11 protein-coding genes are annotated in these 15,605 nt (G+C 52.3%); 5 read left to right on the top strand and 6 right to left on the bottom strand.

All coding sequences use genetic code 11. The annotated features are described in order from the left end of the window. The first annotated feature begins 73 nt into the window (after nt 1-73). A complete protein-coding gene (locus ACPUC7_RS16440; RefSeq protein ID WP_494923762.1) occupies nt 74-1,714 on the top strand; it encodes a DUF2813 domain-containing protein in 1,641 nt (546 codons plus the stop codon). A gap of 92 nt (nt 1,715-1,806) precedes the next feature. Here the strand turns inward: ACPUC7_RS16440 and cspD are convergent, their stop codons facing one another. Further along, complete coding sequence (gene cspD / locus ACPUC7_RS16435; RefSeq protein WP_343551402.1) at nt 1,807-2,028, bottom strand: cold shock-like protein CspD; 222 nt, start codon at nt 2,026-2,028, stop codon at nt 1,807-1,809. A gap of 324 nt (nt 2,029-2,352) precedes the next feature. Between cspD and clpS the strand changes: the two genes are divergently transcribed. Further along, the gene (gene clpS, locus ACPUC7_RS16430; RefSeq protein ID WP_007887621.1) at nt 2,353-2,673 is read left to right on the top strand and encodes an ATP-dependent Clp protease adapter ClpS; all 321 of its coding nucleotides are present in this window, start codon (nt 2,353-2,355) and stop codon (nt 2,671-2,673) included. A 55-nt stretch (nt 2,674-2,728) separates the two neighbouring features. After that, entirely contained in the window at nt 2,729-5,008 is a 2,280-nt protein-coding gene (gene clpA, locus ACPUC7_RS16425) for an ATP-dependent Clp protease ATP-binding subunit ClpA (RefSeq protein WP_343554879.1), read from the top strand. A 91-nt stretch (nt 5,009-5,099) separates the two neighbouring features. On the opposite strand, the gene infA is transcribed toward clpA, so the two are convergent. From infA to trxB, 5 genes are all read right to left on the bottom strand, one after another. Continuing rightward, on the bottom strand, nt 5,100-5,318 hold the full coding sequence (infA, locus tag ACPUC7_RS16420) for a translation initiation factor IF-1 (protein ID WP_002211347.1): 219 nt from the start codon (nt 5,316-5,318) through the stop codon (nt 5,100-5,102). A 346-nt stretch (nt 5,319-5,664) separates the two neighbouring features. Continuing rightward, nucleotides 5,665-6,357: a leucyl/phenylalanyl-tRNA--protein transferase gene (aat, locus tag ACPUC7_RS16415; RefSeq protein WP_343554832.1), complete on the bottom strand. Its 693-nt coding sequence runs from the start codon at nt 6,355-6,357 to the stop codon at nt 5,665-5,667. Between the two features lie 33 nt (nt 6,358-6,390). Beyond that, entirely contained in the window at nt 6,391-8,121 is a 1,731-nt protein-coding gene (gene cydC, locus ACPUC7_RS16410; RefSeq protein ID WP_494923761.1) for a heme ABC transporter ATP-binding protein/permease CydC, read from the bottom strand. After that, a complete protein-coding gene (gene cydD, locus ACPUC7_RS16405) occupies nt 8,121-9,890 on the bottom strand; it encodes a heme ABC transporter permease/ATP-binding protein CydD (RefSeq protein ID WP_494923711.1) in 1,770 nt (589 codons plus the stop codon). Before cydD ends, cydC begins: the two co-directional genes overlap by 1 nt. 145 nt (nt 9,891-10,035) lie before the next feature. Further along, nucleotides 10,036-11,001, bottom strand: a complete 966-nt coding sequence (trxB, locus tag ACPUC7_RS16400) for a thioredoxin-disulfide reductase (RefSeq protein ID WP_494923710.1) — start codon at nt 10,999-11,001, stop codon at nt 10,036-10,038. A 521-nt stretch (nt 11,002-11,522) separates the two neighbouring features. On the opposite strand from trxB, the gene lrp reads away from it, so the two are divergent. Together lrp and ACPUC7_RS16390 are read left to right on the top strand one after the other, a co-directional pair. Next, entirely contained in the window at nt 11,523-12,017 is a 495-nt protein-coding gene (gene lrp, locus ACPUC7_RS16395; RefSeq protein ID WP_006118610.1) for a leucine-responsive transcriptional regulator Lrp, read from the top strand. Nucleotides 12,018-12,136: 119 nt separating this feature from the next. Beyond that, nucleotides 12,137-15,508 (top strand): DNA translocase FtsK 4TM domain-containing protein, encoded by a 3,372-nt coding sequence (locus ACPUC7_RS16390; RefSeq protein ID WP_494923709.1) that lies wholly within the window; start codon nt 12,137-12,139, stop codon nt 15,506-15,508. Nucleotides 15,509-15,605: the final 97 nt, after the last annotated feature.

Here is a 15,605-nt window from a genome sequence, read left to right as displayed (position 1 = left end):
TTTCCCCTGTTGCTGACTTGACCAACGCAACGCGGCGAACCATGCTCAGGCAAAGCACTGGATGGATTGTATGATGATTCTGGAACATATCGATATTCATGGTTTCCGCGGCATCAATCGGCTGTCATTGCCGTTAACCGCCACTAATCTGTTGATTGGTGAAAATGCGTGGGGTAAATCAAGCTTGCTGGATGCCTTAACGCTGTTATTGGCGCCTGCCGCTGAACCTTATCAATTTACCGAACACGACTTTCATTTCCCGCCCGGCGATGTCGATGCACGCATGCGCCATTTGCAAATCATCTTCTGCTTTCGTGCACAGAATGATGAGCAACATGCGTTGTTTCAACCGTTCTGGCAGCACGATGAGAATGGCCGTTTCATCCGTTTCAGTACGCGTGCCAAACGTCAGGATCGTGGCGTTAAAACCAGCTGGCGCTTTATTGATGCACAAGGCGATGTGCTGCCAATGGAGGGCACTGAAGCGGCATTGGCGCACTTGCGTGCTTATTATCCGGTGCTGCGATTGCGCGATGCGCGTTTTGGTCGACGTGCTCGCCATGCGGAAGAGGATGCCGATCGTCGCGCCTCTACCTTGACCGCGTTAGCGCAGGAAGTGGAAAAGTTGACGCGCGATTTGGTGGTGCGACCGCAAACCTTGAGTGACGATTTGCTGCGTCAGGGATTGCATACCATGCAGCAATTGCTGGAACACTATTTTCTGGTACAGCAATCTGGCAGTAGTGCGGCGCGCGTTGCGCCACAAGTGCGCGATAGCAGCGAGGGCTGGCGTTCGCTGGATAAGCTCAACCATTTGATTGCTGGCACCGAATCGCGTAGTCGCCAGGTAATCTTGCTACGGATGTTCTCATTACTGATTCAGGCACATGGCAATGAACCGTTGCCTGCGGGCGCGCAACCGCTGCTGCTGGTGGAAGATCCCGAAACGCGCCTGCATCCGATTATGTTGTCAGTGGCGTGGAATTTACTCGAACTGATGCCGCTGCAAAAAATCGCCACCACCAATTCCGGGGAACTGCTTTCGCAAGTGCCGCTGGAAAACATCTGCCGTTTGGTGCGTGAACCTGAACGTGTGGCGGCCTGGCGCATCGGGCCAGAGGGATTGAGTGCTGAAGAGAGTCGGCGTATCGGTTTTCACATCCGGGTGAATCGTCCTTCGGCATTGTTCGCGCGCTGCTGGCTGTTGGTGGAAGGCGAAACCGAGGTGTGGATTATCAATGAGCTGGCGCGCCAGCGTGGTTATCATTTTGCCGCGGAAGGCGTGAAAGTGATCGAGTTTGCGCAATCTGGCCTAAAACCGCTACTGAAGTTTGCTCGCCGCATGGGCATCGCCTGGCATGTGCTGACTGATGGCGATCAAGCGGGCAGCAAATATGCCGCCACCGCGCGTAGCCAATTGCCTGAACACGCACACGAAGCTGACCACCTTACGCAATTCCCGGCACCGGACATCGAACATTTCCTCTATAAACACGGTTTTAGCGAGGTTTATCATCAGGTGGCGCACCAGCCGTTAAACGCGCCTGTGAATGCACGGCGTATTATTACTCAAGCGATTCATCACAGCTCGAAACCTGAATTGGCGATTGCTATCGCGATGGCGGCGGCAGAGCGTGGGCCGGAAGCGATTCCGCCATTGCTGGATGAACTGTTTGCGCGGGTAATGTGGCTGGCGCGGGGCCGGGCGGATTGAAACGCAGGTAAAATTCGCAAAATAAAAATGCCAGCGTCTGCGGCTGGCATTTTTTTTCGGGAGTGGTCAGAATAAGTGAAGTGGCAGGCGCGTCACGCGACTTGCGTGGCTTCACAAGGCACGATCAAGCTCGCATGATTGCCTTTTGGTCCTTCATGGACATCGAACTGAACCTGCTGGCCAGCTTTCAGCGTTCTGTATCCCTCCATCTGAATCGTGGAGTAGTGTGCGAAGATATCGTCGCCGCCGCTGATCGGACAGATAAACCCGAAGCCTTTGGCGTTGTTGAACCATTTTACTGTACCCGTCTCCATGCTTTTACTTCCCTCGCAAGACATTTTGATAAGTAGGTGAGGTCATTGAAGCTGTGAGTCGAGTTTGTTTAAAACTCAATCAGCTTGTGTTAGTAGAATGTAGAGAAACGGACCTTATCGTCAAGCAAACGGCCCTGGCGGACGGGGAGAAATTCATCAAAATTTGAGGCAGTTAACGCTATTGCAAATTTTGTGATACAGGTCGCGCATGTGCTTTTAGGGCCAGTTTTTATCAACGAAAAACCCGCTTGACAGGCATGTTAAACTTTTAGGAATGGGCGCAGAAATGTGCACAACCGTAACGCAGAATTTCGACGGAACATTATGGCAAACACAAACGACTGGCTTAATTTCGAACATCTAGCCGAAGATAAAGTACGCGAAGGGTTAAAGCCGCCTTCAATGTATAAAGTCATTTTGAATAATGACGATTATACACCTATGGAATTTGTTATTGACGTTCTGCAAAAGTTCTTTTCTTATGATATTGAACGTGCAACGCAGTTGATGTTGAAAGTTCACTACCATGGAAAAGCTATCTGTGGTGTATTCACTGCAGAAGTGGCTGAAACCAAAGTAGCCCAAGTGAACAATTATGCTCGAGATAATGAACATCCTTTGCTGTGTACGCTAGAAAAAGCCTGAAGCCGTCTCCATATAGGAGATAGGTTGTCAGAGCGATAATTGGGGGAGGTGCCAAATGCTCAATCAAGAACTGGAACTCAGTTTAAACATGGCTTTCGCCAGAGCGCGCGAGCACCGTCATGAGTTTATGACCGTCGAGCATCTGTTGCTAGCACTGCTCAGTAACCCGTCGGCCAGAGAGGCACTGGAAGCCTGTTCGGTGGATATCGTGGCTCTGCGTCAGGAACTCGAAGCCTTCATCGAACAAACCACGCCGGTGTTGCCAGCCAGCGAAGAGGAGCGCGATACCCAACCGACGCTCAGCTTCCAGCGCGTGCTGCAACGTGCCGTATTCCATGTCCAGTCTTCCGGTCGCAGCGAAGTTGCGGGCGCGAACGTGCTGGTCGCTATCTTCAGCGAGCAGGAGTCGCAAGCGGCTTACCTGCTGCGCAAACACGAAGTAAGCCGCCTCGATGTGGTGAACTTCATCTCCCATGGTACGCGTAAAGACGAACCCGGCCAGCCGCAAAACAACGCGGAAAATCCGGTTAACGAAGAGCAAGCAGGCGGGGAGGATCGTATGGAAAACTTCACCACCAATCTTAATCAGCTTGCTCGAGTCGGCGGAATCGATCCGCTGATCGGCCGCGATAAAGAGCTGGAGCGTGCCGTTCAGGTATTATGCCGTCGTCGTAAAAATAACCCGCTGCTGGTGGGTGAATCCGGCGTGGGTAAAACTGCGATTGCGGAAGGTCTCGCCTGGCGCATTGTGCAGGGCGACGTGCCGGAAGTGATGAAAGAGTGCACCATTTACTCTCTCGATATCGGTTCGCTGCTGGCGGGTACCAAATACCGTGGCGATTTCGAAAAACGTTTCAAAGCGCTGCTAAAACAGCTGGAGCAGGATAGCAACAGTATTCTGTTCATTGATGAAATCCATACCATCATCGGCGCTGGTGCAGCATCAGGCGGCCAGGTGGATGCGGCAAACCTGATCAAGCCATTGCTCTCCAGCGGAAAAATCCGCGTGATGGGTTCCACCACCTATCAGGAATTCAGCAATATCTTTGAGAAAGATCGTGCGCTGGCGCGCCGTTTCCAGAAGATCGATATTACCGAGCCTTCCGTGGAAGAGACAGTGCAGATCCTTAACGGTCTGAAACCTAAGTACGAAGCGCACCATGATGTGCGTTACACCGCCAAAGCGGTGCGTGCAGCGGTTGAGCTGGCGGTGAAATACATCAACGATCGTCATTTGCCTGATAAAGCCATTGACGTGATTGACGAAGCCGGTGCGCGTGCGCGTTTGGTGCCGGTCAGCAAGCGTAAGAAAACTGTCAACGTATCGGATATCGAAACGGTGGTGGCGCGCATTGCGCGTATTCCAGAGCAGAGCGTTTCAGCGACCGATCGCGATACGCTGAAGAACCTTGGCGACCGCCTGAAAATGTTGGTGTTTGGTCAGGACAATGCGATTGAAGCCTTGACAGAAGCTATCAAGATGAGCCGCGCGGGTCTGGGACAAGATCGTAAACCGGTCGGTTCATTCCTGTTTGCTGGCCCAACCGGCGTCGGTAAAACCGAAGTCACGGTGCAGTTGGCGAAAGCGTTGGGCATCGAACTGCTGCGCTTCGATATGTCCGAATACATGGAGCGTCACACCGTCAGCCGTTTAATTGGTGCACCTCCGGGCTACGTCGGCTTCGATCAGGGCGGTTTGCTGACCGATGCGGTAATCAAGCATCCGCACGCGGTGGTGCTGCTGGATGAAATCGAGAAAGCGCACCCGGATGTCTTTAACTTGCTGTTGCAAGTAATGGACAACGGTATGCTGACCGATAACAACGGGCGCAAAGCTGACTTCCGCAACGTGGTATTGGTGATGACCACCAATGCCGGTGTGCGTGAAACCGAACGTAAGTCGATCGGCCTGATTCATCAGGACAACAGCACCGACGCCATGGAAGAGATCAAGAAGATCTTTACGCCAGAATTCCGTAACCGTCTCGACAACATTATTTGGTTCCGCCACCTGTCGCAGGAAGTGATTCATCAGGTTGTGGACAAATTTATTGTTGAGTTGCAGGCACAGCTGGATGCGAAGGGCGTTTCACTGGAAGTGAGCGATGACGCACGCGATTGGCTGGCCGACAAAGGCTACGATAAAGCGATGGGTGCGCGTCCGATGGCACGTGCCGTGCAGGAAAATCTGAAGAAACCGTTGGCGAATGAGCTGCTGTTTGGTTCATTGGTGGATGGTGGTTCAGTATCGGTCGCGCTGGATAAAGATAAAAACCAGCTGACTTACCACTTCCTGAGTGCGGAAAAACGTAAAACGGAAGGCACGGTTCACTAAGCGTGTTGCAAATATGAAAAAGGCCGGATGCGAATCCGGCCTTTTTTTTCGCGCTAGGTAAATACAAGCATCGCGAGATGTGAATATTTACTTAGCGACTACGGAAGACAATGCGGCCTTTGCTCAGGTCGTACGGGGTCAACTCGACAGTCACTTTGTCGCCCGTCAGGATGCGGATGTAGTTTTTGCGCATTTTACCGGAGATATGAGCGGTAACCACGTGCCCGTTTTCAAGCTCTACGCGGAACATGGTGTTCGGTAACGTATCCAATACGGTACCTTGCATTTCAATATTGTCTTCTTTGGCCATCGAATCCTCTGGGTGTACTACCAAACTGTTGAACCGGCAAGATAATGCCGAATTCCATGATTTATGTAAAGAACCGTTGATGATTTTGCCAACGCTTCGCCGTGCGTCGCGCCGTTGCGCGTGCAGTACGGATAAATTAGGGTGTTTTTTGACGTCTGCGGGGGATTAGCGGGCTAAGAATCTGTAGCAATCGGCATCAGTTGCACAATCAAAACAGCTTCGGGAAATGTGTGAGATTCCCAACCTGGCAATTCCGGCTCGCCACAGCGAAGCGCGGACGACATACCAAACTCGCTTATTGTATCACTTTTGTCGGGAATTGTGTGCAAAACATCTGCGAGCAATATCAAAAAAGGGTTTGTGTTTGCCAGCAATTGTCTAAAACCGGTTGCCACGCCAGCGTTTGCACGTACTGTAAATAATCAACGCGGGGAATTTCCACTGCACCGAGCGAGGCGGTGTGCGGGTTTAATACCTGGCAATCAATCAGCCGACCCTGGTGCGCAAGAAAATGCTGCGAGAATACCCACAGCGCAGTTTTCGACGCATTTTCCTGGCGACTAAACATCGATTCACCGCAAAAAATTTGTCCCAGCGCCAGCCCGTACATGCCACCGACTAGCTGCTGTTCACGCCAAACTTCAATTGAATGCGCATGACCCAATTCGTACAAACGCAGCCATGCGCGCTTAACTTCAAAGGTGATCCAGGTTCCTTCTTGTCGGCCACTGGCGCAACCTTCCAAAACCTGAGGAAACGCATGATTCATGGTGACACGGAATGGCGACCGCTTATGAAAACGCGCCATGCTGCGGCTGAGATGGAAGGATTCAGGCAGCATCACGGCGCGCGGATCCGGCGACCACCATAAAATCGGATCGCCAGGAGAAAACCACGGAAAAATCCCGCGCTGATAAGCATTCATCAGGCGGGCAGGGGAAAGATCGCCGCCCATCGCCAATAATCCATTTGGCTCGCGCAGCGCCATTTCCGGTGGTGGAAAATTTAACGAATCGCGTGAAAGCTGTATCAGTCTCATTGCGTTAATCACACTCAGTGCTGTTGGCTAAGACTATAGCGTAAAGCGTTGATGGAAACGCCAGTAGCGACCGGTTTTTGAGATTAATTCGGCATGAGTACCGGATTCAATAATCTGCCCTTGATCCATCACACAGATGCGATCCATGGCCGCTAAACCACTCAGACGATGCGTAACCATAATCAGTGTTTTTCCAACACTGACGCGTTGTATCAACGCTAAAATCTGTTGTTCCGTGGTGGCATCCAAACCTTCAGTCGGTTCGTCCAACAGCCATAAATCCCCATCATGTAACAGCGCGCGCGCTATCGCCAGACGACGCAATTCGCCGCCAGAGAGCGGTCGGCCGCCATCGCCCATCCAGGCATTTAATCCTTCATCCTGCTCAACGAGATGCGAGAGCCCAACCTGATGCAACACGTCTTGCAACTGTTCATCATTGGCATCGGGTTGCGCCAGCAGTAAGTTATCGCGCAGCGTTTGGCTGAACAGATGAACGCGCTGGGTAACGAAACTGATGCGCTGGCGCAGCGATGCTTCATCCCACTCTTCAATGGCGATGCCATTCAAGCTGATGGAACCTTGCTGCGCTTCCCAGCCGCGCGTTATCAATGCCAGTAAGCTGGATTTACCACAACCGGTGGGGCCGAGCAGCGCCAGATGTTCGCCAGCGTTGAGTGTTAGCGAGAAATTTCGCAGCACCGGTTCAGGGCGTTGTGGATAACTGAAACTGACGTTTTCGATTTGCAACTTAATGCCCGACGGGCTCACAACTTTTTCACTGGGGAAGAGTATAGAAGGCGGCTGTTCGATAATCTCCTGCACGCGTTGGGCGGCACTGGTGACTTGTGAGAGCGGCAGAAACGCACCGGCAACCGGAGCCAGCGCTTCAAATGCGGCTAACGCACAGAAGACAAACAGCGCGATAAACGCACCCGGCGCACTGTTATCGCCAACACCTGTTGCCGATAACCACAGTAATAGCGTCACTGTCGCGCCGCTGATTATCAGCAACAGACTTTGTGCCAGCGCTTGTAAACGATGCTGTTGGCGCTGCGCCTGCTGCCAATTCACTTCTTCTTGATCGAGTTGGCTGCGCCACAATTGCGCGGCGCCATAGATTTTCAGCTCTGATAATCCAATTATCCATTGCGTAAACTGCAAGCGCCAACTGGCTTGATGTTGTGCAATCTGTTGCCCTGCGGAAGCACCGAGCCGCCAAAATAGTGGCGGCATGATGAGCAGCGTTAACAGCATAATGCCGCCAAGGATCAGCGCCAGCGGCACATCTAACCAGGCTAAACCACAGGTGACGAACAGGATCACCACCGCAGCACCGATCAACGGCGAAATCACGCGTAAATAGAGATGGTCAAGCGTATCGACATCGCTGACAAAACGGTTTAGCAATTCACCCTGACGGAATCGTGCTAATTGTTCAGGTGCCAATGCGATGAGTTTGCTGAAGGTGAAAACGCGCAAATGCTGCAAAACGCGGAAAGTGGCATCGTGGCTCACTAGTCGCTCAAAATAGCGTGCGGCGGTGCGCGTGATTGCCGCACCGCGTACGCCCGCAGCGGGAAGCATATAGTTAAAACTGTACAATCCTGCAACACCCGCTAATGACGACGCAGCCAGGAACCAGCCAGATAAGGTTAATAAGCCGATGCTGGCCAGTAAGGTCACAATGGCAAGAATGACGCCAAGCCCCAAACGCCAGGGATGACGGCGAAACAGACGCAAGAACGGCAGTAAATTGTTCATCATGCGATCTCCATCTGGCGGTGCTGAGCCATTTCTCGCAGCGGCCCATCTTGCTCAATCAACTGTTGCCAATGACCTTGCTGTACCAGTTGCCCAGACTGCATGACCCACACTTCGTCCCAGTTGGCTAAATCATTAAGTTGATGAGTGATCATCAAGGTGGTTTGTTGCGTGGCGGCATGTCGCAAAGCATGAGTAACGTGCTGCTCGCTTTGACTGTCGAGGCCAGAACCTGGCTCATCAAGCAGTAAAAGATCTGCCGGCTTGAGTAGCGCCCGCGCCACAGCAACTCGCTGAGCCTGACCAACAGAAAGGCCAATGCCGCCATCGCCTAACACCGTATCCAAACCTTGTGGCAAATGATCTAAGAATTCGTCGACGCCAGCACGTTGCAATACGCTGGCAAGCGCAGCGTCATCAATCTCGTTGTTGAGCAGTAAATTCTCTCGCAGCGTTAATGCGGGTAAATGAGGATTTTGACCAACCCAGGCGAGATGCTGCTGCCAGCTTTCGCGATTGATATCTCTCAATTCCTGTCCATTAATAAGCAGAGAACCTTGATACGGTAAAAAGCCGAGCAAGACATTCATCAGCGCCGTTTTTCCCGCGCCGCTTTGCCCAACCAATGCCACGCGTTTGCCTGCTTCCAGCATGAAATTCAGCGGCTGCGAAAGTGCGTGGCCGTTTGCTGTCATCACCACCAAATCCTGCGCTTGAATGTTCAACGCCGAATTGGAAGAAAATGCATCCGTAGCAGGTGCGTTAGCTGCATCCGGGCTTTCACGCAGGAAGGTATCCAGCGCATCAGCGCCACCAATCGCCTGGGCTTTAGCATGGTAGAAGGTGCCTAAATCGCGCAGCGGCTGGAAAAATTCGGGGGCCAGGATTAAGGCGAGAAAACCGGCAAACAGCGTGACGCCAGTGTGGTAATGACCAAAATTTAGCTCGCCCAGGTAGGAAAAACCAAAGTATACCGCGACTACCGCAATCGCCAGTGAGGCAAAAAATTCCAGCACTGCCGAAGAGAGGAAAGCCAATCGCAACACTTCCATGGTGCGCTGACGAAAATCGGTGGTGCTGGCGGCGATAGCCTGCTGTTCGGCGGCAGCACGATGGAACAGACGCAGTGTTTCACGGCCACGCAGACGATCATAAAAGTCGCCACTTAGGCGGGCGAGGGCAAGAAAGTTACGGCGGTTGGCATCTGCCGCACCCATGCCAACCATCGCCATAAACAGCGGGATTAGCGGCGCGGTGACCAGCAAAATAAGTCCGGCAGCCCAATTAATCGGGAAAATCGCGATCAAAATAGCTAACGGAATAAAAACGGCCAACGACATCTGCGGCAAATAGCGCGCGTAATATTCCTGCATCTCTTCAATTTGTTCGAGCAGCAAAGTCGCCCAACTGCCCGCAGGTTTGCCCTGAATCCACGCCGGGCCCAACTCATCCAGCCGGTTTAATACTTGCTGGCGTAATGCACGGCGAATGGCAACGCCCGCTCGGTGTCCAGCCATTTCACGTGCGTAATTAAAGCCCGCACGTAATACGAAGCAAATGAGTAATAACAGGAAATCGCTGAGGAGTGATGCGCGCGGTTGCTGCGCCACAATCAGATTTTGCAACAGCGAAGCCAGCAACCAAGCTTGGGCGATCAGCACCAGGGCACTGGCGAATCCAAATACCGAAGCCGCTCGCAAACTGCGTGCGCCATGATGACGTTGCTGACGAAGCCAGCGGAGAAGTTCTTGTTGCCGTGATTTGTTCATGCGATGCCGTTTGGTAACTCAAAAGAGATGCGAATCCCGGATGAAAACCCAGCAATGTCGGGCGCCAGAACTGTAGCACGCAGGTAACAAAAAAGGCGACCAAAACAGGTCGCCTTCTGATGATTATGATCAGGTTATTAACAACTTACTTATCGTTTTTAACCAAACCATCGAGGAAACGTTCAGCATCCAGCGCGGCCATACAACCGGTGCCTGCTGAAGTAATTGCCTGACGATAAATATGATCCATAACGTCGCCAGCCGCAAACACGCCAGGGATGCTGGTTTGCGTTGCGTTGCCGTGCAAACCGGATTGCACTTTGATGTAGCCGTTCTCTAAATCGAGCTGACCATCAAAAATCGCGGTATTTGGGCTGTGACCAATGGCAACAAACAGACCGGCAACGTCCAGCGATTCAGGTGCTTCACCTTTGGTTGAAAGCAGTTTTACACCGGTCACGCCCATCTGATCGCCAACCACTTCATCCAGGGTGCGGTCAGTGTGCAAAACGATGTTGCCATTGCGCACTTTTTCCATCAGGCGATCGATTAAGATTTTCTCTGCACGGAAGCTATCACGGCGATGAATCAGATGCACTTCAGCAGCGATATTAGCCAAATAGAGCGCTTCCTCAACGGCGGTATTTCCGCCGCCAATCACCGCGACTTTCTGGTTGCGATAGAAGAAACCATCACAGGTAGCACAGGCAGAAACGCCTTTGCCCTTAAAGGCTTCTTCCGATGGCAGGCCGAGATAACGTGCTGATGCGCCAGTGGCGATAATTAAGGCATCCGCGGTGTATTCGCCGCTATCACCCACTAAACGGAACGGGCGATTTTGCAAATCTACGGTGTGAATGTGGTCAAAAATGATCTCGGTGTTGAATTTCTCCGCATGCTCTTGCATACGTTCCATCAACGCTGGGCCGGTCAGATCGTTGGGATCGCCAGGCCAGTTTTCCACTTCAGTGGTTGTGGTCAGCTGGCCACCTTTCTCTAAACCAGTAATTAACACTGGATTTAGGTTAGCGCGCGCGGCGTATACCGCAGCGGTGTATCCAGCAGGACCGGAGCCCAAAATGAGCAGCTTACTGTGTTTGGCGGTACTCATGCGTTCCTCAATTTTTTTCTGACAACATAGTTTTTGATTGTAGGGAAATTAACGTCGCAAAAAAAGGCTTCAGCAATTTTGTTAACAATCACTGCGAGCGGCGTAGACGATGAGTGCAAATTCTGCACGCCTGTTGCGCCAAAAGGGGGCAAAGCTCGGCAATTAGTGGTGCAGCAGCATAAAAATTCTCATTTAAAAACAGCAACCCAGAACTCTATCTGGCATCTTGTACTGAATTTGGATGTTTTACTTTGACAATCGCCTGCGCTTTTGCGAAAACATTGGGAGAAGCAGAGAATATTTAGCGCTTCAAAACAGGATTTCATTTCTGTTTTGGGCTTTTTAGCCGAATAAACTCAGCCTGACATTGGTAATGACGCATGATGTGGACAGACAACATGCGTCATACGGATGGTCGCATTACTGCACAGGCTTATGGTCTTCACTTCAGTAAGGCCCTGAACAATGAGCGTTTTCAGGGTGTGGCAGGTAAAGGGAAGGAATTAAGAGAGACAATAATAATGGTAGACAATAAGAAACGCCCCGGAAAAGATTTAGATCGTATCGACAGAAACATTCTAAATGAGCTGCAGAAAGACGGTCGAATTTCCAATGTCGAGCTTTCAAAACGTGTTGGGTTATCGCCAACGCCTTGTCTTGAACGCGTACGTCGTCTGGAGCGTCAAGGCTTCATTCTCGGCTATACCGCACAACTCAACCCGCATTATCTGGATGCTTCGCTGCTTGTATTCGTTGAGATTACTCTGAATCGTGGTGCGCCAGATGTGTTTGAGCAATTTAACGCCGCAGTGCAAAAACTTGAGGAAACTCAAGAATGTCACCTCGTTTCCGGTGACTTTGACTACCTGCTGAAAACCCGCGTACCGGATATGTCCGCCTATCGTAAGCTGCTGGGTGAAACCTTGCTGCGCCTGCCGGGCGTAAACGACACCCGTACTTACGTGGTGATGGAAGAGGTCAAACAGAGCAATCGTCTGGTGATCAAAACCCGGTAGTGCAGGGCAGGTGCAAAGCTTGCAGGATTTCGGTACACTCCTGTGAATTCATACAGGACCAGCGTCGGGCATGCCCGACGTTGTTGCCTTCTTAATTTACAGGCACCTGGAGAGTTCTCTTGAGCCAGGAATATACAGAAGATAAAGATGTTTCGTTACAACCGCTGAGCAGTGGACGTCGTCTGCTGGAAGCGTTGCTGATTCTTGTGGCCTTGTTCGCCGTCTATTTGATGGTGTCGTTGGTTAGTTTTAACCCTTCGGATCCAAGCTGGTCGCAAACCGCATGGCATGAACCTATCCATAATCTGGGTGGCAGTGTCGGCGCATGGCTGGCTGATACGCTATTGTTCATTTTTGGCGTGATGGCTTACGCCATTCCTCCCGTCATTATTGGTCTTTGTTGGATCACCTTCCGCCAACGCGATCGCCACGATTACATCGACTACTTTGCCGTCGGCTTACGCCTGATTGGTGTGCTGGCTTTGGTGGTGACAACTTGCGGTCTCGCTGCGCTCAACGTCGATGATATCTGGTACTTTGCTTCGGGCGGCGTCATTGGCAGCCTGGTGAGTAATGCGATGGCACCGTGGTTCAGTTCCGCTGGCGGCACTTTGACGTTGCTGTGTGTTTGGGCGGCAGGCATTACGCTGTACACCGGTTGGTCATGGCTAACCATTGCCGAGAAGATTGGTGGCGTGGTAATGGGTGTGCTGACATTTGCCAGCAACCGTTCTCGCCATGATGAGCCTTGGCAAGAAGATGAGTACGAAGATGAAGACCAGGAGCAGGCTGAAAATACGCCACCTCCGATGCATGCTGCGCAGTCTGATAGTGAAGACGATGACGTGTTGTTGGCGAAACCGCGCAAGCTTGACGAACCTGCTGTTGCAGCATTAGGCGACGATCCGCTATTGGCGAAAGCCAGTGCCGCGACCGCTGCTGCGATTGCAGTTACAACTCAGGCAGCCCAACAAGCGCCTAATGTCGCAAGTCCAGGCGCGTCAGTGGAACCTGCTGCGCCGCCTCGTCCTGTGGAGCCAGCACCCGATGCAATTCATCAGCCTATCGCGCCGGCTCCAGAGCCCATCGCACAACCTTCAACGCCGCTTTATCGCTTTGAAGTGCCGAATGAACCTGCACCTTCGCCATTCTCTCGTGCTGATGACGATGACGGTCCAAGCATGGGCAACTGGCAGGATGCTGCGCAGTCATCGGCATCCCTGAATACTGTCGCTGCGGCATCGATGGCTGCGGGTGCGGTAAAAGCGTCACCTGCTGCTTACTCCCCGGCGTTTGATATCGTGCCTGAGCGCGATTACAACCCGCAGGTGAAGCAGGGCATCGGTCCAGAATTGCCACGTCCAAATAAAGTGAAGCTACCAACGCGACGCGAGTTGGCTTCATATGGCATTAAGTTGCCTTCACAACGTATGGCGGAAGAGCAGGCTAAGGAAGCGGAACAGCAGCAACCTGAAGTGTCGGCATCGTATAGCACGCCAGCGCATGAAGATGATGTAGCATTACAGGAAGCGCAATTGCGCGAAGCTTTCCAGTCGCAGCAGCAGAATCGTTATGGTGATCGCTGGCAGGACGTGCAAGAACCTGAAGATGAGGATGCATTGCAACAAGCGCAACTCGCGCGTCAATTTGCCGATCAACAGCAGCAACGCTATAACGAGCCGGAAGAGAAACCTGCGCCGGTATTTAATCTTGATACGTCATCCGCCTTTGATTTCTCACCAATGAAAGATCTGGTTGATGACAGTCCAAGCGAGCCGCTGTTTACACTTTCGGCGACGCCAGAACCTGAAGCGCCTGCACAGTGGCAACAGCCTGCGGCGCCACAATCAGAAACGCTGCCATCGTTGAGTGAAGAAAACAGTCCGTGGTCGTCACCGGAACAGGAAGACTACTCTGCGCCGCCAGCGCCAGCAAAACCTGCTGCGCCTGTGCAAGACAGTTTGTTCCATCCATTCTTAGTACGTCACGAACAGCCGCTGGAAAAACCGTCTACGCCGCTGCCGACGCTGGATCTGCTTACACCGCCTCCGGTCGAAGCCGAACCAGTAGATATGTTTGCATTGGAACAAACCGCGCGTCTGGTCGAAGCGCGCCTGGCTGATTACCGCGTGAAGGCCGAAGTGGTGGGCATTTCGCCAGGTCCAGTAATTACCCGTTTTGAGTTGGATTTGGCTCCAGGCGTTAAGGCATCACGCATTTCTAACTTGTCGCGTGATCTGGCGCGTTCGCTTTCAGCGGTTGCGGTGCGTGTTGTTGAAGTTATTCCTGGCAAACCGTATGTCGGTTTGGAACTGCCGAACAAGCATCGCCAAACCGTTTATCTGCGAGAAGTGCTGGATTGCCCGAAATTCCGCGACAATCCTTCACCGCTGGCGGTGGTTCTGGGTAAAGACATTGCTGGCGAGCCGGTTGTGGCCGATCTGGCCAAGATGCCTCACCTGCTGGTTGCCGGTACTACCGGTTCTGGTAAGTCAGTCGGCGTCAACACCATGATTATCAGCATGTTGTATAAAGCCACGCCGGAAGAAGTGCGCTTTATTATGATCGACCCGAAAATGCTGGAATTGTCGGTATACGAAGGTATTCCGCATCTGCTGACCGAAGTCGTTACTGATATGAAAGATGCCGCGAATGCGCTGCGCTGGAGTGTTGGTGAGATGGAACGTCGCTATAAGCTGATGTCCGCGCTTGGCGTGCGTAATCTTGCAGGTTACAACGAGAAGATTGAACAAGCAGCCGCGATGGGCCGCCCAATTCCAGATCCGTTCTGGAAGCCGGGCGACAGCATGGATACCACGCCGCCGGTACTGGAAAAACTGCCGTATATTGTCGTATTGGTTGATGAATTCGCTGATTTGATGATGGCGGTTGGTAAGAAGGTTGAGGAATTGATTGCACGTTTGGCCCAAAAAGCCCGTGCAGCCGGTATTCACCTCGTGCTCGCTACACAGCGTCCATCGGTTGATGTCATCACCGGTTTGATCAAGGCCAACATTCCGACGCGTATCGCATTCACCGTTTCCAGCAAGATCGATTCACGTACCATTCTCGATCAAGGCGGCGCGGAATCCCTGCTGGGGATGGGTGACATGCTGTATATGCCGCCTAACTCCTCTATGCCGGTTCGTGTACATGGCGCGTTTGTTCGCGATCAGGAAGTGCACGCGGTTGTGCAAGATTGGAAAGCGCGTGGTCGTCCGCAGTACATCGAAAGCATTACGGCGGGTGAAGAGAGTGAAGGTGCTGGCGGCGGTATAAGCGATGAAGAGCTTGATCCGTTGTTCGATCAAGCCGTTGCCTTCATTGTTGAGAAACGCCGCGCCTCAATTTCCGGGGTGCAGCGTCAGTTCCGAATTGGTTATAACCGTGCTGCGCGCATCATCGAACAGATGGAAGCGCAGGGCATCGTTTCTGAACCTGGACACAACGGCAACCGCGAGGTGCTTTCTCCGCCACCGCATGAGATGTAATGTTCGCAGGTAATTGCCATCCAATGGGCCAGTGAATACTGGCCCATTGTTTATCTGGTGATTAAACCCCATATCACTGGGAGCTTTCGGCTTTTTC

The sequence above is a fragment of the Pantoea sp. CFCC18179 genome, assembly GCF_059412405.1.
Note: the sequence above shows the minus strand (reverse complement) of the source record. Positions and strands in the feature narration are given on the sequence as shown.

What these genes read in the sequence shown, in the direction of transcription:
- lrp (WP_006118610.1), top strand. Translation starts at nt 11,523, where the DNA reads ATGGTAGACAATAAGAAACGCCCCGGAAAAGATTTAGATCGTATCGAC.
- aat (WP_343554832.1), bottom strand. Translation starts at nt 6,357, where the DNA reads ATGAGACTGATACAGCTTTCACGCGATTCGTTAAATTTTCCACCACCG.
- cspD (WP_343551402.1), bottom strand. Translation starts at nt 2,028, where the DNA reads ATGGAGACGGGTACAGTAAAATGGTTCAACAACGCCAAAGGCTTCGGG.
- infA (WP_002211347.1), bottom strand. Translation starts at nt 5,318, where the DNA reads ATGGCCAAAGAAGACAATATTGAAATGCAAGGTACCGTATTGGATACG.
- ACPUC7_RS16440 (WP_494923762.1), top strand. Translation starts at nt 74, where the DNA reads ATGATTCTGGAACATATCGATATTCATGGTTTCCGCGGCATCAATCGG.
- clpA (WP_343554879.1), top strand. Translation starts at nt 2,729, where the DNA reads ATGCTCAATCAAGAACTGGAACTCAGTTTAAACATGGCTTTCGCCAGA.
- cydC (WP_494923761.1), bottom strand. Translation starts at nt 8,121, where the DNA reads ATGAACAATTTACTGCCGTTCTTGCGTCTGTTTCGCCGTCATCCCTGG.
- trxB (WP_494923710.1), bottom strand. Translation starts at nt 11,001, where the DNA reads ATGAGTACCGCCAAACACAGTAAGCTGCTCATTTTGGGCTCCGGTCCT.
- clpS (WP_007887621.1), top strand. Translation starts at nt 2,353, where the DNA reads ATGGCAAACACAAACGACTGGCTTAATTTCGAACATCTAGCCGAAGAT.
- cydD (WP_494923711.1), bottom strand. Translation starts at nt 9,890, where the DNA reads ATGAACAAATCACGGCAACAAGAACTTCTCCGCTGGCTTCGTCAGCAA.